General features: G+C 73.5%; 23 protein-coding genes. 14 read left to right on the top strand and 9 right to left on the bottom strand.

Annotated features, from left to right (window positions below):
- The first annotated feature begins 3 nt into the window (after positions 1-3).
- From PV343_RS35610 to PV343_RS35625, 4 genes are all read left to right on the top strand, one after another.
- Positions 4-3,048: an FAD-binding and (Fe-S)-binding domain-containing protein gene (locus tag PV343_RS35610; protein WP_319151172.1), complete on the top strand. Its 3,045-nt coding sequence runs from the start codon at positions 4-6 to the stop codon at positions 3,046-3,048.
- Between the two features lie 145 nt (positions 3,049-3,193).
- Positions 3,194-4,192: an SDR family oxidoreductase gene (locus PV343_RS35615; RefSeq protein WP_319151173.1), complete on the top strand. Its 999-nt coding sequence runs from the start codon at positions 3,194-3,196 to the stop codon at positions 4,190-4,192.
- Positions 4,193-4,210: 18 nt separating this feature from the next.
- Positions 4,211-4,711, top strand: coding sequence for a metallophosphoesterase family protein (locus PV343_RS35620; RefSeq protein WP_319151174.1), 501 nt, complete (start codon positions 4,211-4,213; stop codon positions 4,709-4,711).
- A gap of 280 nt (positions 4,712-4,991) precedes the next feature.
- Entirely contained in the window at positions 4,992-5,366 is a 375-nt protein-coding gene (locus PV343_RS35625) for a hypothetical protein (RefSeq protein WP_319151175.1), read from the top strand.
- Positions 5,367-5,381: 15 nt separating this feature from the next.
- Here PV343_RS35625 and PV343_RS35630 read toward each other — a convergent pair whose 3' ends face one another.
- Positions 5,382-5,954 carry a GNAT family N-acetyltransferase gene (locus PV343_RS35630; RefSeq protein ID WP_319151176.1) on the bottom strand — a complete coding sequence of 191 codons (573 nt, stop codon included), beginning with the start codon at positions 5,952-5,954 and terminating at the stop codon, positions 5,382-5,384.
- Between the two features lie 179 nt (positions 5,955-6,133).
- Here PV343_RS35630 and PV343_RS35635 point away from each other — a divergent pair, with 179 nt between their 5' ends.
- The 3 genes from PV343_RS35635 to PV343_RS35645 all read left to right on the top strand — a co-directional run bounded on the left by PV343_RS35635 (position 6,134) and on the right by PV343_RS35645 (position 9,081).
- Complete coding sequence (locus tag PV343_RS35635; RefSeq protein ID WP_319151193.1) at positions 6,134-7,003, top strand: alpha/beta fold hydrolase; 870 nt, start codon at positions 6,134-6,136, stop codon at positions 7,001-7,003.
- Between the two features lie 303 nt (positions 7,004-7,306).
- Positions 7,307-7,864 (top strand): SigE family RNA polymerase sigma factor, encoded by a 558-nt coding sequence (locus tag PV343_RS35640; protein ID WP_319151177.1) that lies wholly within the window; start codon positions 7,307-7,309, stop codon positions 7,862-7,864.
- On the top strand, positions 7,861-9,081 hold the full coding sequence (locus PV343_RS35645) for a WD40 repeat domain-containing protein (protein ID WP_319151178.1): 1,221 nt from the start codon (positions 7,861-7,863) through the stop codon (positions 9,079-9,081). The genes PV343_RS35640 and PV343_RS35645 overlap by 4 nt, the downstream gene beginning before the upstream one ends.
- A gap of 94 nt (positions 9,082-9,175) precedes the next feature.
- On the opposite strand, the gene PV343_RS35650 is transcribed toward PV343_RS35645, so the two are convergent.
- Positions 9,176-9,607: a YrdB family protein gene (locus PV343_RS35650; RefSeq protein WP_387952436.1), complete on the bottom strand. Its 432-nt coding sequence runs from the start codon at positions 9,605-9,607 to the stop codon at positions 9,176-9,178.
- A gap of 73 nt (positions 9,608-9,680) precedes the next feature.
- Entirely contained in the window at positions 9,681-10,241 is a 561-nt protein-coding gene (locus PV343_RS35655) for a GNAT family N-acetyltransferase (RefSeq protein ID WP_319151179.1), read from the bottom strand.
- 191 nt (positions 10,242-10,432) lie between these two features.
- Between PV343_RS35655 and PV343_RS35660 the strand changes: the two genes are divergently transcribed.
- The gene (locus tag PV343_RS35660; protein ID WP_319151180.1) at positions 10,433-10,741 is read left to right on the top strand and encodes a WhiB family transcriptional regulator; all 309 of its coding nucleotides are present in this window, start codon (positions 10,433-10,435) and stop codon (positions 10,739-10,741) included.
- Positions 10,742-10,800: 59 nt separating this feature from the next.
- Here the strand turns inward: PV343_RS35660 and PV343_RS35665 are convergent, their stop codons facing one another.
- Positions 10,801-11,208 (bottom strand): SH3 domain-containing protein, encoded by a 408-nt coding sequence (locus PV343_RS35665; protein ID WP_319151181.1) that lies wholly within the window; start codon positions 11,206-11,208, stop codon positions 10,801-10,803.
- A gap of 595 nt (positions 11,209-11,803) precedes the next feature.
- Here PV343_RS35665 and PV343_RS35670 point away from each other — a divergent pair.
- Both PV343_RS35670 and PV343_RS40495 read left to right on the top strand, forming a co-directional pair.
- Complete coding sequence (locus tag PV343_RS35670) at positions 11,804-12,802, top strand: helix-turn-helix domain-containing protein (RefSeq protein WP_319151182.1); 999 nt, start codon at positions 11,804-11,806, stop codon at positions 12,800-12,802.
- Between the two features lie 61 nt (positions 12,803-12,863).
- On the top strand, positions 12,864-13,058 hold the full coding sequence (locus PV343_RS40495) for a helix-turn-helix domain-containing protein (protein ID WP_387952498.1): 195 nt from the start codon (positions 12,864-12,866) through the stop codon (positions 13,056-13,058).
- Positions 13,059-13,096: 38 nt separating this feature from the next.
- On the opposite strand, the gene PV343_RS35675 is transcribed toward PV343_RS40495, so the two are convergent.
- Positions 13,097-13,357 carry a hypothetical protein gene (locus PV343_RS35675; RefSeq protein WP_319151183.1) on the bottom strand — a complete coding sequence of 87 codons (261 nt, stop codon included), beginning with the start codon at positions 13,355-13,357 and terminating at the stop codon, positions 13,097-13,099.
- A 222-nt stretch (positions 13,358-13,579) separates the two neighbouring features.
- Here PV343_RS35675 and PV343_RS35680 point away from each other — a divergent pair, with 222 nt between their 5' ends.
- Positions 13,580-13,843 (top strand): DUF4190 domain-containing protein, encoded by a 264-nt coding sequence (locus PV343_RS35680; protein ID WP_319151184.1) that lies wholly within the window; start codon positions 13,580-13,582, stop codon positions 13,841-13,843.
- Positions 13,844-13,884: 41 nt separating this feature from the next.
- Here the strand turns inward: PV343_RS35680 and ppk2 are convergent, their stop codons facing one another.
- Positions 13,885-14,880 (bottom strand): polyphosphate kinase 2, encoded by a 996-nt coding sequence (gene ppk2 / locus PV343_RS35685; RefSeq protein WP_319151185.1) that lies wholly within the window; start codon positions 14,878-14,880, stop codon positions 13,885-13,887.
- 279 nt (positions 14,881-15,159) lie between these two features.
- Here ppk2 and PV343_RS35690 point away from each other — a divergent pair, with 279 nt between their 5' ends.
- From PV343_RS35690 to PV343_RS35700, 3 genes are all read left to right on the top strand, one after another.
- Positions 15,160-15,861 (top strand): DUF4232 domain-containing protein, encoded by a 702-nt coding sequence (locus PV343_RS35690; protein WP_319151186.1) that lies wholly within the window; start codon positions 15,160-15,162, stop codon positions 15,859-15,861.
- Between the two features lie 151 nt (positions 15,862-16,012).
- Entirely contained in the window at positions 16,013-16,414 is a 402-nt protein-coding gene (locus PV343_RS35695; protein WP_319151187.1) for a TraR/DksA family transcriptional regulator, read from the top strand.
- An 87-nt stretch (positions 16,415-16,501) separates the two neighbouring features.
- On the top strand, positions 16,502-16,795 hold the full coding sequence (locus tag PV343_RS35700) for a hypothetical protein (RefSeq protein WP_319151188.1): 294 nt from the start codon (positions 16,502-16,504) through the stop codon (positions 16,793-16,795).
- Between the two features lie 142 nt (positions 16,796-16,937).
- On the opposite strand, the gene PV343_RS35705 is transcribed toward PV343_RS35700, so the two are convergent.
- The 3 genes from PV343_RS35705 to PV343_RS35715 are packed head-to-tail and all read right to left on the bottom strand — an operon-like array spanning position 16,938 to position 19,925.
- Positions 16,938-17,633 carry an SRPBCC family protein gene (locus tag PV343_RS35705; protein ID WP_319151189.1) on the bottom strand — a complete coding sequence of 232 codons (696 nt, stop codon included), beginning with the start codon at positions 17,631-17,633 and terminating at the stop codon, positions 16,938-16,940.
- A gap of 17 nt (positions 17,634-17,650) precedes the next feature.
- Entirely contained in the window at positions 17,651-18,757 is a 1,107-nt protein-coding gene (locus PV343_RS35710; RefSeq protein ID WP_319151190.1) for an XdhC/CoxI family protein, read from the bottom strand.
- Complete coding sequence (locus PV343_RS35715; RefSeq protein WP_415923534.1) at positions 18,750-19,925, bottom strand: vWA domain-containing protein; 1,176 nt, start codon at positions 19,923-19,925, stop codon at positions 18,750-18,752. Before PV343_RS35715 ends, PV343_RS35710 begins: the two co-directional genes overlap by 8 nt.
- Positions 19,926-19,981: the final 56 nt, after the last annotated feature.

Raw genomic sequence — 19,981 nt, forward strand, 5'->3', positions numbered from 1 at the left:
CAGATGACCCAGTGGGACATCTCCGGCCTGGAGGCCGCACTCCGGGACGAAGTGGACGGGGAGGTCCGCTTCGACGCGGGCAGTCGTGGCGCCTACGTCACGGACGGCTCGAACTACCGGCAGGTGCCGCTGGGGGTGGTGGTGCCGCGCACGGTGGAGGCGGGCGCCCGGGCCGTGGCCGTCTGCGCCCGCTTCGACGTCCCCGTCCTCTCCCGCGGCGGCGGCACCAGCCTCGCCGGGCAGACCACCAACACCGCCGTGGTGGTCGACTGGACCAAGTACTGCGACCGCCTGGTGTCCGTCGACCCCGACGCCCGCACCTGCGTCGTCGAGCCCGGCATCGTCCTGGACGCCCTCAACCGGCGACTCGCCGTGCACAGGCTCCAGTTCGGGCCCAAGCCCTCCACCCACAGCCACTGCGCCCTCGGCGGCATGATCGGCAACAACTCCTGCGGCGCCTCGGCCCAGGCCTACGGCAAGACCGTCGACAACGTGCGCCGCCTGGAGGTCCTCACCTACGACGGGCAGCGCGCCTGGGTGGGCCCCACCTCGCCCGGCGAACGCGCCCGGATCGAGGCGGGCGGCGGGCGGCTCGCCGAGCTCTACCGCGGCATGGACCGCATCGCCACCGAGTACCTGGGGGACATCCGGCGCGGCTTCCCCAAGATCCCGCGCCGCGTCTCCGGCTACAACCTCGACTCGCTGCTGCCCGAGAACGGCTTCGACGTGGCCAAGGCGCTCGTCGGCAGCGAGGGCACCCTGGTGACCGTCCTGCGTGCCGAACTCGACCTCGTACCGGTACCCGCGTTCCAGTCGCTGCTGGTCCTCGGCTACGAGGACATCTGCGCCGCCGCCGACGACGTCTCCCACCTCCTGGAGCACTGCTCGCCGAGCCAGCTGGAGGCCCTGGACGGCCGCATGGCCCAGCTCATGCGCGAAGAGGGCGCCTACCTGGAGTCCCTCAACATCCTTCCCGAGGGCGACAGCTGGTTGATGGTGCAGTTCAGCGGCGACAGCCAGGACGCCGTCGACGAGCAGGCGCACGCCCTGCTGCGAGCCGTCGGCCGGGGCGAGAAGGACGCGAACGTCGCCTTCTCCGACAACCCCGAGCGCGAACAGAGGATGCTCAAGGCCCGCGAGGCCGGACTCGGCGTCACCGCCCGCCCGCCCGACGACCGCGAGACCTGGGAGGGCTGGGAGGACTCCGCCGTCCCGCCCGAGCGGCTCGGCGACTACCTGCGCGACCTGAAGAAGCTGTTCGAGGAGTTCGACTACGACCACCCCTCCCTGTACGGGCACTTCGGGCAGGGCTGCGTCCACACCCGCATCCCGTTCGGGCTCAAGACCGCCGACGGCGTCGCCCACTTCCGCCGCTTCGTGGAACGCGCCGCCGACCTCGTCGCCTCCTACGACGGCTCCCTGTCCGGCGAGCACGGCGACGGGCAGTCCCGCGGCGAACTGCTCACCCGGATGTTCGGCGAACGTCTCGTGACCGCCTTCGGCGAACTGAAGGCGCTGTTCGACCCCGGCAACCGGATGAACCCGGGCAAGGTCGTCGACCCCAACCCGGTCGACGGGCAACTGCGCCTCGGCCCCACCTGGCGTCCCGACACCCCCGCCACCCACTTCCAGTTCCCCGAGGACGACCACTCCTTCAACCGCGCCGTCATGCGCTGCGTCGGCATCGGCAACTGCCGCAGCCACTCCGGCGGCGTGATGTGCCCCTCCTACCGGGCCACCCGGGAGGAGGAGCACTCCACCCGGGGCCGGGCCCGGCTGCTCTTCGAGATGCTGGACGGGCACGCCGACTCGGCCGTCAAGGACGGCTGGCGGTCCACCGAGGTGCGCGACGCCCTGGACCTCTGCCTGGCCTGCAAGGGCTGCAAGTCCGACTGCCCGACCGGTGTCGACATGGCGACCCTCAAGGCGGAGTTCCTCTCCCAGCACTACGCGGGCCGGATGCGGCCCGCCGCCCACTACTCGATGGGCTGGCTGCCCCTGTGGGCCCGGCTCTCCCGCCTCTCCCCGGCCCTGGTCAACCTCGCGCTGCACACGCCCGGCCTCGCCGGCGCGGGCAAGCGGCTGGCCGGCGTCGCCGCGGCCCGCTCCGCCCCCCTGTTCGCCCGTCAGTCCTTCCTGCAGTGGTGGCAGGCGCGCGGCGGCGACGAGCCCGACCCGGCCGACCCGCGCACCGTGGTCCTGTGGCCCGACACCTTCAGCACCTACTTCCACCCCTCCATCGCCAAGTCGGCCGTACGGGTCCTGGAGGACGCCGGCTTCCGGGTCGCCGTACCCACCAAGCCGGTCTGCTGCGGCCTGACCTGGATCTCCACCGGCCAGCTCCCCGTCGCCGAGAAGGTGCTGCGCCGCACCCTCGACGTGCTGCGCCCCTACCTGGACGCCGGCACCCCCGTCATCGGCCTCGAACCCTCCTGCACCGCCGTCTTCCGGTCCGACGCCCCCGAGCTGCTGCCCGCCGACCAGGACGTGCAGCGGCTCGCCGGACAGGTGCGCACCTTCGCCGAACAGCTCGTCCACCACGCGCCCGACGACTGGCGGCCCCCGCAACTGGCCCGCCACGCCACCGTGCAGACCCACTGCCACCAGCACGCCATCATGAAGTTCGACGCCGACCGCGAACTCATGCGCCGCGCCCACCTGGACGCCGAGGTCCTCGACGAGGGCTGCTGCGGCCTCGCCGGGAACTTCGGCTTCGAACGCGGCCACCACGAAGTGTCCATGGCCGTCGGCGAACAGGGCGTCCTGCCCGCCGTCCGCGCGGCCGCCCCCGGCAGCCTGGTCCTCGCCGACGGCTTCAGCTGCCGCACCCAGATCGAGGAGGGCGGCACCGGCCGCCGCGCGCTGCACCTCGCCGAGGTCCTCGCCCTCGCCCTGGACGGCAACCTGCCCAGCGAGGAGCCCGAACGCCTGGCCGACCGCCCGCACGGGCCGTCCCGCGTCCTGCGCTGGGCGACGACCGCCTCGGCGGCGGCCCTGGTCGCCGCGGCCGGCACCGGCGCGGCCCGGCGACTGCGGCACCGCACCTGACCCGACCCGAGGGGAGTGCCCACCGGCACGGCCACCACGACGGAGGCGCGAACGCCCCGCACAGCCCGCAGCCCGCACCGGGACAGAGCCCGAAGCGAGCCGGATCCGGGAACCGCCCGCGTTCCCGCGAGAGGAGAAGAGGAAGATGCCCACCGTCGTCATCACCGGGGCCAGCGCCGGGATCGGCCGCGCCACCGCCCGCCTCTACGGCCGGCGCGGCGCCGACGTCGTGCTCGTCGCCCGCGGCAAGGGCGGTCTCGAAGCGGCCGCCGACGAGGTCGCGGCGCTCGGCGGGCGCCCCCTCGTCCAGACCGCCGACGTGGCCGACCCGGCACAGGTGGAGGCCGTGGCCGAGGCCGCGGAGAAGGAGTTCGGCCCCATCGACGTGTGGATCAACTGCGCCTTCTCCAGCGTGTTCGCGCCGTTCGAGGAGATCACCCCCGAGGAGTACAAGCGGATCACCGAGGTGACCTACCTCGGCTTCGTCAACGGCACCCGCGCCGCGCTCAAGCGCATGCTGCCCCGCGACCGTGGCACCATCGTGCAGGTCGGCTCCGCGCTCGGCGAGCGCTCGATCCCGCTCCAGTCGGGGTACTGCGGTGCCAAGCACGCCATCAACGGCTTCACCTCCACCCTGCGCGTCGAACTGCTGCACCGCGGCAGCAACGTGCACGTCACCGTCGCCCAGATGCCGGCCGTCAACACGCCCCAGTTCGACTGGGTCCGCGACCGGCTCGCCAAGCACCCGATGCCGGTGCCGCCGATCTACCAGCCGGAGGTCGCCGCGCGCGGAGTCGCGTACGCGGCCGACCATCCGCGCCGCAAGCAGTACTACGTCGGCGCCACCACCGTGGCCACGATCTGGGCCAACCGGCTGGCTCCCGCCCTGCTCGACCGCTACCTGGCCCGCACCGGCTTCGGCTCCCAGCAGACGGACAGCGTCCCGCCCTCCGACCTCAGCAACCTCTTCGAACCCGCCGACCGGGACCGCGCCGACGACCAGGGCGCCCACGGCTCCTTCGACGAGAGCTCCCACGCCCGCTCCTGGCAGGAGGTCCTGGTACGGCACCCGGCCGCCACCGCCCTCGGCACCGGCGCCGCCGTACTGGGCGCCGTGAGCGCCGTACGGCGTCTGGCCTCCTGACGGGCCTAGGCTGGCGGCGTGCGCCTGCTCCTGATGTCCGACACCCACCTGCCCAAGCGCGCCAAGCGGCTCCCCGACCCGCTGCTCGCCGAACTCCCGGACGCCGACGTCGTGTTCCACGCCGGTGACTGGGTGGACACCGCCACCCTCGACCTGCTGGAGAGCCGCAGCCGCCGGCTGATCGGCGTGTACGGCAACAACGACGGCCCCGAGCTGCGGGCCCGGCTCCCCGAGGTGGCGTACGCCGAACTCGACGGCCTGCGCTTCGGCGTGGTCCACGAGACCGGGCCCGCGAAGGGCCGCGAGACCCGCTGCGCGGCCCGCTTCCCCGACCTGGACGTGCTGGTCTTCGGACACAGCCACATCCCCTGGGACAGCACCGCCCCCGGCGGACTGCGGCTGCTCAACCCCGGCTCCCCGACCGACCGCCGCCGCCAGCCGCACCGCACCTACCTGACCGCGACCCTCGCCGACGGCACCCTCACCGACGTGACCCTGCACCGGCTCCCCGAGCGCTAGCCGGCCGGGGCCAGACCGCCGCGGCACCCCGTCGCACGCGGTGAGTGCCCCGTCGCGCGCCGCCCTGCCACACGCGGCGCGTGCCACGCCGCACGGCCCCGCCGCGCGTGGTGCGTGCCGCGGGGGACGTCCTCCGGCTCCGTGGTACCCGTGGAGGACGGCCCACTCACCGATCACCCTGCTGCGGCGCGCGCCCTGATGGTCGCCGTGTTCGCGCTGCTCGGCGGGCGAGTCACCAGCCGGAACGGCTCACCGCGCACCGGCCGTCGCCGGCCTGCTCGTGGCCGCCGCCGGACTCGCCCTGCTCACCCGCGCCGACGCCCACTCCGGCCCCGGCCTGCTGGTGCCGGCGTTCCTGCTGTGGGGCATCGGCTGCGGGCTGCTCACCCCCGCCGTGGTCGCGGCGGCCATCGCCGCCGTCCCCGGCGAACGCTCCGGCCTCGCCTCCGCCGTCAACAACACCGCGCGCCAGACCGGCGGCGCCATCGGCATCGCGGTGGCCGGCGCGATCGCGGGCCGGCCCACCGGCCCGGCCGGCTTCCTCCGGGGCTTCCACACGGTGACCCTCGGCTCCGCCGCCCGCTACACGGCCACGGCGGTGCTGTGCGGGTGCCTGCTGGGCGGGCGGTCGTCCGGGGGCCGGGGGAATCCGTAGGGAGGCGGGACCACCTCAGGTTCCGGGCGTGGACGCCGGCCGGGTGGACGCGCCGACGACGCCATAGGCCCGGTCGCCGAGGGTGAACTCGCCGAGGGGGGTCATGCCGAGACCGTCCACGTGGACCGCCCACGAGGCACGGTTGGCCAGTTCGATGAACGCGACCATCACATCGGCCCGGCCCGAGGCCGCCCGAAGCGCGGCGGCGAACAGCCCCCGGGCCACTCCCTTGCCGCGATAGGCGGCGGCGACCACCACGGGCCCGTAGAGCAGGAAGGGAGTGGAACGCAGCGGGCGCCCCCGCCACTGGAGCGAACCCTGCGCATCCAGCAGCGCCCGGACCGGCGGGGGCGCACTGGGCAGGTCCTCGGGGGAGGCCAGCCCGAGCAGGCCGGCCAGCCGCCCGTCGTCGTCCGCGACGAGCAGGCTCCCGGCCTCGGCCATCGCGCGCAGCGTGCCGGCGTCGAAGTCCCCCTGCACGAATCCCTGCCTCGCACGCTCCTGCTCCGTCAGAGCGTCATGGTGATTGGCAGCGAAGAGCTCAGCCATGGCCATGGCATCGGCCCCCACGGCATATCGGTAGTCCATGGCACCGATTGTGCGCAACGGACTCCTCGGAGTCATCTGAACGGCGGGCGGCACGGCAGCGGTCGCCGCCGGCCGCCCGTCGCGTGGGCGCGGAGGCCGCAGTGGCCGTCGGGGTCCGCATGGACAGGCCCTTGCAGGGCAGGGGTTGGATGTCCGAGGCCGGGGAGGGGCGCATGCCCATGTTCGACGGGTTCGAGCTGACGCGACGCGAAGGTGACGGGGCCCGGCTGCGGGTACGGCACGGCGGCAGCGGTCCCGCCGTGCTGCTCCTGCACGGCCATCCGCGCACGCACGCGACCTGGCACCGTGTCGCCCCGCTGCTGGTCTCGGCCGGCCACACCGTGGTCTGCCCCGACCTGCGCGGCTACGGCCGGTCCGAGAAACCTCCGACCGACGCGCGGCACCGCCCGTACTCCAAGCGCGCCATGGCGGCCGACTGCGTGGCGGTGATGCGCGGCCTCGGGCACGAACGGTTCGCCGTCGTCGGGCACGACCGGGGCGCGTACGTGGCCACGCGCCTGGCCCTGGACCACCCGCGGGCCGTGTCCGCGGTCAGCGTGCTGGACGCCGTCCCCATCGGGGAGGCGCTGCGACGCTGTGACGCGACGTTCGCCGCGAGCTGGTGGCACTGGTTCTTCCTGGGGCAGACCGACAAGCCCGCCGAGCGTGTCATCAACGCGGACCCCGACGCCTGGTACAAGGCCACGGCCGAGCACATGGGAGCCGAGGCGTACGAGGACTACCGGCACGCGATCCACGACCCGGCCACCGTGCACGCCATGTGCGAGGACTACCGGGCCGGCCTCGGTGTCGACCGAGAGCACGACGACGCCGACCGCCGCGCGGGCCGGCGCATCGACCGCCCGCTGCAGGTGCTGTGGGCCACCCGCGACGACATGGCCGACCTCTACGGCGACGTACTGGGCGTCTGGCGCGCCTGGGCGGGCGACCGCCTGGACGGCGGCCCGATCGACTCCGGCCACCACATCGCCGAGGAGGCCCCCGAGGCACTGGCCACCGCCCTGTGCGAATTCTGGCGGACCACCTGACGGCACGGCTGTCGCGCTGAACACGGGAAAGGACCGATCTGCCGCGACACGTCTCGGTGGACCGGGCGGGCCACCACGGCTGACCACCCACGAACCCGGCGGCCCACACCAGAAGGGGGGTGGGCCCCCCGCTTCCCGTCCGGAGTGACGGGCGCGTCGGCCACGCCCGTCCACCGCCCGCCGCGTGGGCCGGAAAAGATTTTCGGCGTAGATCATCCCGGGAGGCATAGTGAGGGGCGGCGGCGCGCGTCATCAGGGGCGTAGGGGTGAGCCACCGGGGCCGCCGGGCAAGAGAAGGTGACGATGGATGCACAAGCCGATGCGGAGTTCCGGGAGTTCGTGGCGAACAGGTCGTCGGCGCTGTTGAAGACGGCCGTCCTCCTGTGCGGCGGCGACCGCCACACCGCCGAGGACCTGTTGCAGAACGCGCTGATCAAGGTCGCGGGCCGCTGGAACCGGATCGAGGAACCGGAGGCGTACGTGCGCCAGGTCCTCTACCGGCAGCAGGTCAGCCGATGGCGGCTGAAGTGGCCGCACCGCGAGCTGAGCGTCGCCCGGACGCCCGAGACGAGCACCACGGCGGACGCGCCGTCCGCGGCCGAGCTGCGCCTCGTGATGCGCGGGGCGCTGGCGAGGCTGACCGCCCGGCAGCGCACGGTGCTCGTCCTGCGCTATTTCGAGGATCTTCCGGAGGCCGACGTGGCCCGGATCCTGGGCTGCTCCGTGGGGACCGTACGGTCCACGACGCACCGCTCCCTGGCCCGTCTGCGCACCCTCGCGCCCGAACTCGCGGCGCTCGGCCCGGCCAGGGCCGAACAGCAGCCGTCCCACCCCAACCCGCCCGTGGAGGTGCATCCGTGAACGTCGACGAACTGGTGTCGGACGCCCTGCGCGAGCAGGCCGCGGACACCGTCCCCGCACCGCCCCACCTCGCCGACCGTGTCCTGGCCGTGCGGCGCCGCCGCCGTACCCGCCGGCTCGTGTCCGTCGCCGCGGCGTCGGTCGCCGCGATCACCCTCGCGGTGGCGGTACCCCGCCTCGGCACGGGCGGCGACGACGTTCGGCCCGCGAGCGTGACCAACCGGAGCGACGTCATCGGCCATCCCGACCAGTCGCCGCCCAGGTCCCTCATCGCGGCCGGGGACACGGTCCTCTCCGCCTTCTACGTCACCAAGTCCGTCAAGCAGCCGAACGGTGACGACGTCCTCACCCGTACCTACGGGCTCCTCGACCAGAAGACGGGCACCTACGAGAAGACCGCATGGGCCTACCTGGCCGTCGCCCCCGGTTCCCGCACCGCCGCCGTACTGGAGGGTGAACTGCCCGCCAGGCGCATCGGACTGCTCGACCTGATCACCGGCAGGGTGGACCGCTGGATCAAGATGGACCGGGGCGTCGCCGGCGTCGCCTTCTCACCGGACGGCACGAAGCTCGTCGCGACGACCTACGCCAAGAATCCCGACCGCATGTTCGCGGACCACAAGCAGAACGTCAACGGCAAGGATGTCCCCGGACCGGTGCCCAGCCGTACCGGATTCACCGTCGTGGACGTGGACTCGGGCGAGGCGCACTGGCACGAAGTGGCCGATTCGAAGGACGAGATGGGTTGGTTCGGCAACTCCCGCGCGGACTTCGCCTGGAGCCATGACGGCAAGCTCGTCTACGCGGACACCCCGACGAAGCCCTTCCGCGACTACTACACCCCGGACGGAACCAAGGCCGACTGGCCGGCGGACGAGAAGGGCCCCGCCTCGGAGGAGGCAGGTGTCTCGCCCGACGGCAAACTCAGCGCGGGAGGCTTCGCGGGCTACGGGGAAACGATCGCCGCCGCGATCCTGGACGCGCACACCGGCCGGCAGATCACCACCGTTCCGGTGCAGCAACTCCTCGCCTGGGCCGACAACAAGCGTCTCATCGCCTGGGGCTGCGACCCCAAGAAGTGCGGCGGCAAGGGAGAGTTCCGCAACCAGCTGTTGCTGGTCACCGTCGGTACCGACAAGGTCGTCCCGCTGAGCGGCTTCCGCAAGGCGAGCGACGACTACCCGGGCCGCTGGACCCCGGTCTTCAGCTCTCGCTGACCGACTCCTCGCAGGCTGCCGTCAGCCCGTCGGCCCCCTCAAGGGCCGGCGGGCCGCGGCGGTCAGCGCCGAGGGACGGCTTCCGGCCCAGCCGCTAGGGAGTTGCTGTGCCCGGAACACGTTCAGCACCTTCCGGCGCGGGCCGGCGGAAGACCTCCGCCACGGTGACGTTCACGAGGGTCACCACGGCCGCCACCATTGCCCCGACCGGATGCCCCACCCCGTACAGCGCCAGCGCACCCCCGCCCAGCACCAGCGCTTTCACGAGCAGCACGCCGGGCAGCGGCGGCCGGAAGGGCGCCCGGGGCGCGGCGAACAGTGCCCAGAGCGCCGCGGCGACGGCCGGTGTGCCGATACCGAGCAGCACGCTGACTCCCACGTCGCCACTCGCGGTGAAGCCCCACCAGCACAGCAGCCCCAGCGCGACGATCTCGATCAGGAACGCCAGCACCTCGTTCGCCACGTACCACAGCCGTCCGTCGACGACCGCCGCACGTCGCTCACCTTCGCCCGGCATGCGCCCCATGTGCCCCTCCCCGGATCCGCCCTGCGCGCGCTGAGGATTCTGCATACCAGGCGCGCCGCTCCTTCACCTCCGCCTACGGCCCGACCGACGGCCGGTCGGCGGAGCCGGCCGGTGCGGTCGACCGGGCTTCGCGGGTCATGGGCAGGGTGGGCAGCTTTGCTCGCCAGAGGTATCGCTCGCCCGCGATCTCGAAGCCGTGGCGTCGGTAGAAGCGGATCGCGCGTTCGTTGCAGTCGACGACTCCCAGGCGGATGTGCGCCGGTCCTGCCCAGGTGAGGAATTCGGTCATCATGCGGCCACCGAGTCCGTGCCCCTGGGCCTCGTCCAGCAGGTACATGGGTCCCAGGGTGATCGTTCCCGACTCCTCCCAGTGGCCGCAGAGATAGCCGACGAGCTCCGTCCCGGACCGGACGACACGGCAGAAGCGCGGGGCGGGGTGCTGGTTCGCCACCTCGATGAACTCCCGCCACTGCGCGACGCCTTCCGCGGTGGCGGACGAACCGCGGTGCTCGCGGATCCAGGACTCGTCGATCCCCGCGTCGGCGTCGGTGTAGTTCCGCAGCCAGTTGTGCAGGTGCAGGGGCCCGAGCGTCGCGGCGTCGTCAGGGTGAGCAGCGGTGATCACGTAGGTCATGCCAGACCTTACCCGTACGAAGCCGAGTGCCCTTATCGCCGCTGTGGCCGGAACGCAATTCCCCCTCATCCGAAGGTGTGATGCTGCGCAGCGGAGGAACGAGTATTCGTCCGAGCGGCGTAGTGTCATATGCCCGCTGCCTCCGACCGAGGCAACGACAGGGCGGGCAGGGGAGAGGACGGCATCACCGGATGACGGACACCGACTGGAGTGAGCAGGGGCTCTGCCGGACGGCCGACCCGGACGACTTGTTCGTCGAGGGCGCCGCGCAGAACCGTGCCAAAGCGCTGTGCGGCGGGTGCGAGGTCCGGACCGAGTGCCTGGCCTACGCCCTCGACCAACGGATCGAGCACGGCATCTGGGGAGGGATGACGGAACGCGAGCGCCGGGCCCTGCTGCGGCGTCGCCCGACCGTCATCTCCTGGCGACGCCTGCTGGAGACCGCCCGCGCGGAACACGACCGCACCCGAACCGCGGTCGCGGGCTCCAGGGCGAGCTGACCCGGCCACCACACGACGGGTGTCACCACCGCCGTTTCACCGGCGCACGGGACCCGGAATCAGCACTGGGCGTAGGCGGGGAGCCCGGCCCGCTCGTCGCCGCGCAGGTAGACCGCGCCGGCGCAGCCGACTCCGACGCCCCTGCCGCCGTAGGTGTGGATCCAGATGTTGTTCCGGTAGCCGTTGTCGACGACCATCTCGCCGTAGACCCAGCAGTACGCCGTGTACGTGTGGCCGAACTGCAGCGTGCTCATCCACTGGTAGCCGCTGCCGGGCCCGTGGCGGAGGTTCACCGCCGTGTACGGCGCCACGGTGTACGCGTCGGACGCCGCGGATGACGGTCGGTCGACGGCCGGCGCCGCGGTTGTGGCCGCGAAGGCGCCGGGAGCGGTCGCGACCAGCAGTCCGGCGGCGAGGAGCGCTCCGGCCGCCGCGGCCTTGGCCCTGGTCTTCAGGTGGGTGGTCACCGTGGGTTCCTCCGGACTCCGGTCGTGACGATGCGACGCGACGTCAGCACCGCGCGGACGTGGGCAGGTTGGCGTACTGGTCGCCCTTGAATCGGCGACCAGCCGATTTCCGAGGGGGAACCGTCATGCGCAGAAGGTCTGCCGTCATCGCCGCACTGGCCGGCGCACTCGCGGTGAGCGTCCCGGGCGCCGCCGCCGTCGCGGCGCCGGCCGAGACGTCGTACACCGTCGTGCCCTACACCGACGTCAACGTCCGCAGGCTGCCCACCAAGAACAGCGCCTACCCGGCGACCTTGACTGCCGGCCGTTCGTACCAGGCCTACTGCTGGACGCACGGCCAGACAAGACGGCGTCGACCAGCCGGCCGGAACCCCCGTCGCCGACCGGCTGGTGGAGGCGATCATGCTCACGCCGGGACGGGAGCGGCAATGTATTCGACCCTGCTCGAAAGCTCCGCCGCGGTGGGTCAGCCCGCTCCGACGCGCACCGGAGCACGCGGATCCGGCCGCCGCTGGCCTGAATGATCGTTGCCCGGCCCGCTGCCCAGGACGGACACTGCCCTCGGTGACCGTGCACGGCAGGGAATGGACGCTCGGTGAAACGCATACATTTCACAGCCGAGGACCTGGCGCGCACCCGCCTGGCAACGACGCTCGGCGCGGCCGCGGAGACCTTCGACGGCGTCAGACTGCTCCGCCAGCGCGGCCTCGGTCCGGCCTTCCGCCCGTGGCAGGCGTCCGTGCGAGGGCGCCTGGGCGGCCGGGCGAAGCCGCTGTCCGCGCTGCTGCCGGCGCAGGGGCCGGTGATCGACATGGTGAGCCTCGCGGGCGACGCCCCCTCCATCGAGGAGGCGGTGGACCACTTCCTCGGAGCGCCCCGTGACCTGATGCGCATCGAACTGGAGAACATCGACTTCCACCCCTCCCACCGGTCCTGGGCGCAGAGCCTGATGGACGGCGACCGGGAGGCGCGGCTGGAAGTCGCCGCCGCGCTCAGGCACTGCCACCGAGTGGGTCTCGCCCCGTTCGCCGGACGGGTGCACTCCCATCTGGTGGCGAAGCGCTCGGCCTACATGCACACCCTGGCCGAGACGGGTGTCGAAGGGCTCCTCGCGCACCTGTGCACCCCGTTGACGCGCTGGCGCCCGCCCGTGCTCGAGGTGCGCCATGCCCGTGACGCGGACGTCCACCTCGGCGGCCGCGGTCTGGTGATCACGCCGACGTTCTTCTCGTCGCCGCAGGTCGAACTGCTGCAGTCCCCGCTGGAACCCGATCGGGCACCCGTCCTCGCGGTCCCCGCCGTCACCGGTGCCGACGTCGGCACCCCGCTGTGGGACATCGGCGAGAGCACCGACCGCTCCCTCGGCGATCTGCTCGGCCGCACGCGCGCGGCGGCGCTGGAGGCCGTGGCCGACGGCTGCAACACCACGCAGCTGTCGCGCCGGCTGGGCATCTCGGCGGCAGCCGCGAGCCACCACGCCGGCGTGCTGCGCGAGGCCAAGCTGATCACCACGAGACGGGAGGGCAAGGCGGTGCTGCACGCCCTCACCCCCCTGGGCACCGCCCTGCTGGAAGCCACCGGGCGCATCGGCTAGGCCGGGTCCGCGGGCCGCTGGGCACCCTCGGCCCGGATGCGGGGCGGGATGCCGGCCTCGGCTGCGCGAGCGCGGACTCGTCGACGCCGACGGGCGGTTCACCGACGCCGGACGTGCCCCCGAGCAGCGGGTCGAGGCCCTGACGGACGAGCTCGCCGCCCCGCCGTACGAGGCACTGTCCCCCGCCGAGCTCGACGAACTGGTCGCCGAGCTCGAACCCGTCACCGCGACCCTGGTGGCCGCGGGGTCACGGTGACGGGCGGCGACGGACCGGGCATGCCGCGCATCGCCCGGTCAGGGCACCCAGAGCCACTTGGTGCGGTTGCCGTCGATCTGGTAGCAGCTCGGGTAGGTGTCACTGGCGGAGCAGTGCCCGATGTATCCGGGGACGGTGCCGAGCGTGGTGGGCCTGTTCGGCTTGGGGATCGTGCTCATCCCGAGGTAGTAGGACCGGTAGTTGTTGCAGCTCGTCGTGTCGACGTCCTTGGCGAAGTCACCGCTGGGGCTCTTGGGGACGGCCAGACAGATGTCGGTGTCGTGGATCCCGCCGTACACCTCGTGGATCTGGCCCTGGATCGGATCGCGGCGAGTGGTTCGAACCTGCGAGCCCCCGGCCGGGGGAGACCCGCGTACGACCGAAGGCGCGTCGGTCCGTCAACTCGACCTTCTAAGGGCGGACTTGGTCGCGTCACCGAAGGAATGACCCGGCCGTGACGGGCAACCAGGAAGGAACGAAAGAGGGAAACGAAGCCGATCGCGACAGTTGGGGAGATACCGATGACGTCCTACAGCACAGGCAAGGCGAGCCGGACGAGCGGACTGGCGATCGCGGGACTCGTCTGCGGCATCGTCGGCCTCTTCTTCCTGCCCATCATCCTGGGCCCGCTCGCCGTCGTCTTCGGCGTCGTGGCGCTGCGCCAGACCGGCTCCGTGATGGCGAAGTGGGACATCGGCCTCGGAGTGGTCGACATCATCCTCATGATCGTGATGTTCGTCGTCGCCGCCGGCAACGGCGGCAGCCTCACCTGGCACGTGGGCTGACCCGGCCCGCCCGCCGGGGCGGGACGTCGGCGGCCGGGCCGTCAGCGTGGGTCCGGGTGGTTCCCGGGGCCACCGCCCGGCCCGGCCAGCGGTGTCGGGGAGAGGGCCGTCGGTTCCTCGCCCGGTTCGAGCAGGGTGTCCGCCGCACCGACGATCAGCGGATCGGGCGTACCGACCGCCGCCGCGTCCTTGGCCGGGTAGTCGAACCGGTACAGCAGACTGCGCATCGCCTCCAGGCGGCCCCGCCGCTTGTCGTTGTTCTTCACCACCGTCCAGGGCGCATGCGTGGTGTCGGTCGCCCGGAACATGTCGACCTTGGCCGCGGTGTAGTCGTCCCAGCGGTCGAGCGAGGCCAGGTCGGTGGGCGACAGCTTCCAGCGGCGCACCGGGTCGACCTGCCGGATCGCGAACCGGGTGCGCTGTTCGGCACGCGACACCGAGAACCAGAACTTCACCAGCAGGGTGCCGTCGTCGGTGAGCAGCCGCTCGAACAGCGGTGCCTGGAGGAGGAACCGCTCATGTTCCTCCTCCGAGCAGAACCCCATGACCCTCTCGACGCCCGCCCGGTTGTACCAGGACCGGTCGAAGAAGACGATCTCGCCGCGCGCCGGCAGGTGGCCGACGTACCGCTGGAAGTACCACTGTCCCGCCTCCCGCTCGGTCGGCTTGTCCAGGGCCACGACCCGGGCGCCGCGAGGGTTCAGCCGCTCGGTGAACCGCTGGATGGTGCCGCCCTTGCCGGCCGCGTCCCGCCCCTCGCAGACCACGACGATCCGCTGCCCCGTCTCCTTCACCCAGCGCTGCAGCTTGAGCAGCTCGATCTGCAGGATCCGCTTGGTCCGCTCGTACTCCCGCCGCCCGATCAGGTGGTCGTACGGGTGGTTCTCCCGCCAGGTCCCGATCGGCCGGCCGTCGCCGTCCAGGAGCACCGGCCGCTCCGGCTGCCGGTCGTCCACCGCGAGCCCGCGCAGCAGGTCGTCCTCGCGCTCCGGACCCCGGCCCTCCTGTGCCTCAAGCACCCGCTCCCGCTCGGCCACGCACGCCGCCTCTCCGCCTCGTCAGCCACACCGCCGGTCCCCTTCAGTCCCCTTCTGCGTGCCCCGGCAGACCGAACCCAGGCACACCGTTCCCGGGTGCGTACGCCCGACGGCCCTGTTACTGAACACGGACAAACCCGGGGGAACGGCGCCCATTCCCGTGTCATCTACAAGGGCGCAGTGACACAGTCGATGCGGCCGGCCGCTCTGCGTGAGCGGACGGAGGTGCCGCGTCCACACCGACCACGCGTCCTCACCGACCATGGGGGAACTCTCATCATGACCACGCATCGTGCCCGTCGTACCGCCCGCACCGCCGCCCTCGCCGCCGTCACCGCCACGCTGGCGCTCGGCCTGACCGCCTGCGGTGGCTCCGGCGGATCCAAGGCGGCGGGCGGCGACCACGCCGCCGGCGGCGCGCAGAGCCGGACCGCGTCCGACGCGAACGCCAAGGGCGGCGCGGAGCAGGCCAAGACCGGTGGTGCCACCAAGGAGGTGCGCTCGGAGAGCGCCTCGAGCGGGACGAACAAGATTAACAAGGGCACGAAGGCCGCCGTCCGGCAGTGCCGCGGGGACGAGATGCTGGTCACCGCGGTGCACCGGTTCGCCGGTGAACAGGGCGACCACCTGCTGGTCACGGCGTCGAACACGAGCGCCACGCCGTGCTGGGTCACCTCGTACCCGGCCGTGAAGCTCGGCGACGACGTCGACGGCCCCACGCTGCCGCACTCCAAGAAGGACGCCCCGGGCGGCGACAAGCACATCACGCTCAGGGCCGGCGACAAGGTGTACAGCGCGGTGAACCTCTTCGACTACGGCTCGAAGAACCACACGGCGCGCTCGTTCGCCATGGCGCTGCGCGGCGCGGACGGTCACGAGGGCCCCTTCTACTCCGTCGACGCCAAGGGCCAGAAGCCGCAGTTCAGCTGGAACGAGGCCGACGTGCTGAACTGGAACACCAAGAAGCCGTACGACTTCTGACGTCGGCCGGTCGCGCCGCCCGAGGAGCACCGCCGGCCCGCCCCCGGCCGGGCCGGCGGTCGCTGTGCGAGCCATGGCAGCCGGCGCGCGTGCGGATGCCCAGGGGACAGGGGAGAGGGAACAGGGGACCGCGAGTCAGCGTTCTCCCGGCATGGCAGACGTACCCCGGCACGGCCAGGACGGGCCCGGCCCGTCGGACCTCTCGGCCGTCCGCGCACGCCTGGCGGCCGACCGGGCCGACACCCTCGCCCGGGCGGCCGCGCTGAGCCGTGACTACGACGGGATCGTCGCGGCGAACGCCCTGGTCGCGGTGGACGACGAGCACGACCCCGAAGGGGGCACCACCGCCTTCGAGCGGGCCCACGTCGCCGCCCTGATGGCGCAGACGCGCGAGCACCTGGAGGAACTGGACCGGGCACTGGAACGGCTCGAACAGGGTCGGTACGGGCAGTGTGAAGGCTGTGGCGGGACGATTCCCCCTGAACGCCTTGAGATCCGTCCGGCGGCCACCACCTGCGTCCGCTGCGCCCGGTCCGGCCCGCGCAGCGCTTGACGCGAGGCGGGCGGGACGACCTGGCCGTCGTGCGCTGCCCGGCAACTCGTGAAGCTGAACGGCGTGCCCCGGGGTACACGGGCCGGCATGGCATCCAAGACTGATCGCATCAAGTCCCTGCGGGCCGTGCGGCAGCTGCGCCGCATGCGCACCTTCTACGCGGCCGGCGTGCTGGTGTGGGCGGCGTCGACCGCCTGGACCGCCTGGCAGGCCCCCGGGGGCCGGCAGATGTGGGTATCCGCCCTCCTCCTGGCCATCTTCACCGGCCTGCTGTTCACCGCCGCCCTGTGGCTCCAGCGCCTGCGGGCGGAGAGCCCGGCGGAGCCCGCGCACCACGCCGCACCCCGGCGGGCGGCGCGGTCACGCCACGTGCACGCCTGACCCACCGCCGGACGGCCCCGGCGCCGCCTCGCAGCCGCCCGGGGCCCAGGTGCCGAGCCGGGGGCGACAGCCCCACCGGGTGCGCGGCACCCTGCCGCGAGCCCCCGGCTGTCGCTGAGGCGGACGGTGCGCGGTGCGCCGGCTACCGTCGCGCGCCTCTGCGACCGGACCGCGTCCGCCCCCGGCGCCGCAGGCCCACGGCCGCCAGGGCGACGGCGGCGGCCGCCGCGACCACCGCCGCGACCCGCTTGGCCACCGGCACTCCGGCCGTCCGCAGCAGGTCGATCGGTTCCGGTTCCTCCCGGACCGGCGGTGCCGCCGCCCCCTCGACGGGCGGTGCCGCCGCCCCCTCTCCGGCCGGCGGCGGCGCCGCCTCGGCCGGGGACGCGGCGGGGCGTTCGGCCAGTCGCTCCTCCAGGCATGCCGCGAACCGGCCCACCAGCCGGTCGCCCACCTCCGCCAGTACGCCGCGCCCGAACTGCGCCGGGCGCCCGGTCACCGTCAGGTCGGTGTCCACCGACACCGCCGTGCCGCCGTCGCGTTCGGTCAGGGTGCCGGTGACCGTGGCCCGGGCCGTGCCCTGCCCCCGGGTCTCCCGGCCGCTCGCCACGAGCACCATCCGGTGCGCCCCCTCGTCCTGCTCCTCGAAGACCGCGGTGCCCCGGTACGTCACCGTGACCGGTCCCACCTTCACCTTCACCGAGCCGTTCACGGTCCTGCCGTCGTAGCTCTCCACCGCCGCGCCCGGCAGACACGGGGCGACGCGTTCGATGTCGAGGAACGCGTGCCAGGCGTCGTCGACCGGGACGGGGACGGTGAACTCGTGGTGCAGCTCCATGACGTGCTCCTCGGGTCTCAGGGGGCGGCGGTCGGGTGGATGGCCCCGGCGGTGCCGGTCAGGGGCGCCCCGCTGCCGCCCCAGCGCAGGGCCACGATCTCCCCGGCGACGGACACCGCGACCTCCTCCGGCGTACGGGCCCCGAGGTCGAGGCCGAGCGGCGAGCGCAGCCGGGCCAGCTCGGCCCCGGTGAGACCGGCCTCGGCGAGCCGGGCGCGCCGTTCGTCGTGGGTACGGCGGCTGCCCATCGCCCCGATGTAGGCGGCCGGCCGGCGCAGCGCCTCCTCCAGCAGCGGTACGTCGAACTTCGGGTCGTGGGTGAGGACGCAGATCACCGTGCGGTCGTCGGTGCCGGTGCTCCGCAGGTAGCGGTGCGGCCAGTCGACGACGACCTCCACACCGGCCGGGAAGCGCTTCGGCGTGGCGAAGACCGGGCGGGCGTCGCACACGGTGACCCGGTAGCCCAGGAAGTCGCCGATGCGGGCCACCGAGGCCGCGTAGTCGATGGCGCCGAAGACCAGCATCCGCGGCGGCGGCGCGAAGGACTGCAGGAACACGGTGACGGCGTCCTCGCGGCGCTCCCCGTGCGGCCCGTAGTGCCGCTGGACGGAGGCGCCGAGGGCGAGTTCGCCGCGTGCGTCGGCGCTGACCGCGACGTCGAGCCCGGCCGTGCCGAGGGTGCCCGCCGTGCGCTCCGGCCAGACCGCGAGGGTCGCGCCGCGCGTCGCCGGTCCGTCGACCACCGTGGCGACGGTCACCGGCTCGCCCGCGGCGACCGACCCGGCGACCGCGTCGAACGCCGGGTCCGTGGCGGCCGTGACCGGCCGCACCAGCAGGGTGATCTCGCCACCGCAGGTGAGCCCGACCGCGAACGCGTCCTCGTCGCTGTAGCCGAAGGTCTCGAGGCGTGCCTCGCCGCTCGCCGCGACCTCCTGCGCGAGTTCGAACACCGCGCCCTCCACGCAGCCGCCCGACACGCTCCCCACGACCTCGTCGTCGGGGCCCACCGCCATGGCGGCGCCGGGCCCGCGCGGCGCGCTGCGGCTCACCGCGACGACCGTGGCCAGCCCGAACGGGATCCCGGCCGCGTACCAGCGCTCCAGCGCCGGCAGAATCTCACGCACGCTGCGCTCCCTTCTCCAGAGCCTCACCGCTCGCCGCCCCGCGCACCACCGCCGCCAGCCGTTCGAGCGCCGCCAGGCTGTGTCCCTCGACGAAGGCGTCCACGCTGGGCAGGGCCGCCGCCATCCCGGCGGCCAGCGGCGCGTAACCGGGGCGCGCCTTGCGCGGGTTGGCCCAGACCACCTGGTGGGCCAGGGCGTGCAGCCGGCGCATCTGCGCGCCGAGCAGCTCCGGGTCGCCGCGCTCCCAGCCGTCGGAGAGCAGGACGACGACCGCGCCGCGGGCCATGCCGCGTTGCCCCCAGCGGTTGAGGAACTCGCGCAGCAGCTCGCCGAGTCGGGTGCCGCCGCGCCAGTCCGGCACGGCCGCCGCGAGGGCCGTCATGGCCAGGTCCGGGTCCCGGTGGGCGAGTTCGCGGGTGACCCGGGTCAGCCGGGTGCCGATGGTGAACACCTCGGTGCGGCCCCCTCGTACCGCCGCGTGCGCGAACCGAAGCAGGGCGTCGGCGTACGGCGCCATGGAGCCGCTGACGTCGACGAGCAGGACCACCCGGCGGGGGCGGTGCACGCGCGCGTGCCGCCGCAGCCGGGCCGGCTCGCCGCCGCGCCGGAGGAGTTCCCGCACCGTGCGGCGCGGGTCGACGTCCCCGCGCCGGGCGGGCCGCCGGCGCGCGGAGCGGCGGGTCTGCCCGCGCAGGGCGAACGCTACGAGCAGTCGGCGTAGTTGGGCGCGTTCGGCGGGGTCCAGCTCGGCGACGTCGCGGTGCCGCAGGACCTCGGCGGAGCTGGCGAGCGTGGCGGTGGGCGGGCCCGACGGCTCCCGCTCACCGGGTTCGCGCGCGTCGCCGTGCGCCTCCCGGGCGGCGAGTACGGGCCGGGGCGCGGCGGCGGCCGGCACGGCTCGGGACGCGGCCCCGTCCCGTGCGCCGAAGTACGCGGCGAACACCCGCTCGTACCGCTCCAGGTCGTCGGGCTCGCCGCACAGCGTCGCCCGCCCGGCCCAGTACACGTCGGCCCGCACCCCGGTCCGCAACTCGTCCACGGCCCGCAGAAAGGCGTACAACCGCTCGCTGCTCGCATCGAGCCCCGCCGCCCGCAACGCCCGAACGAAGCCGACCAGCACGGCATCACCACCCAGCGACCGTCCGTCCGCTGCGCCGGGCGGCGCCACCGCCGCGCCGGCCTGGGCGTCCGCCGACCCGGGCCGCGCCCCCGCCGCGCCGGACC

This window comes from Streptomyces sp. WI03-4A (assembly GCF_033792105.1).
Taxonomy (GTDB): Bacteria; Actinomycetota; Actinomycetes; order Streptomycetales; family Streptomycetaceae; genus Streptomyces; species Streptomyces collinus_A.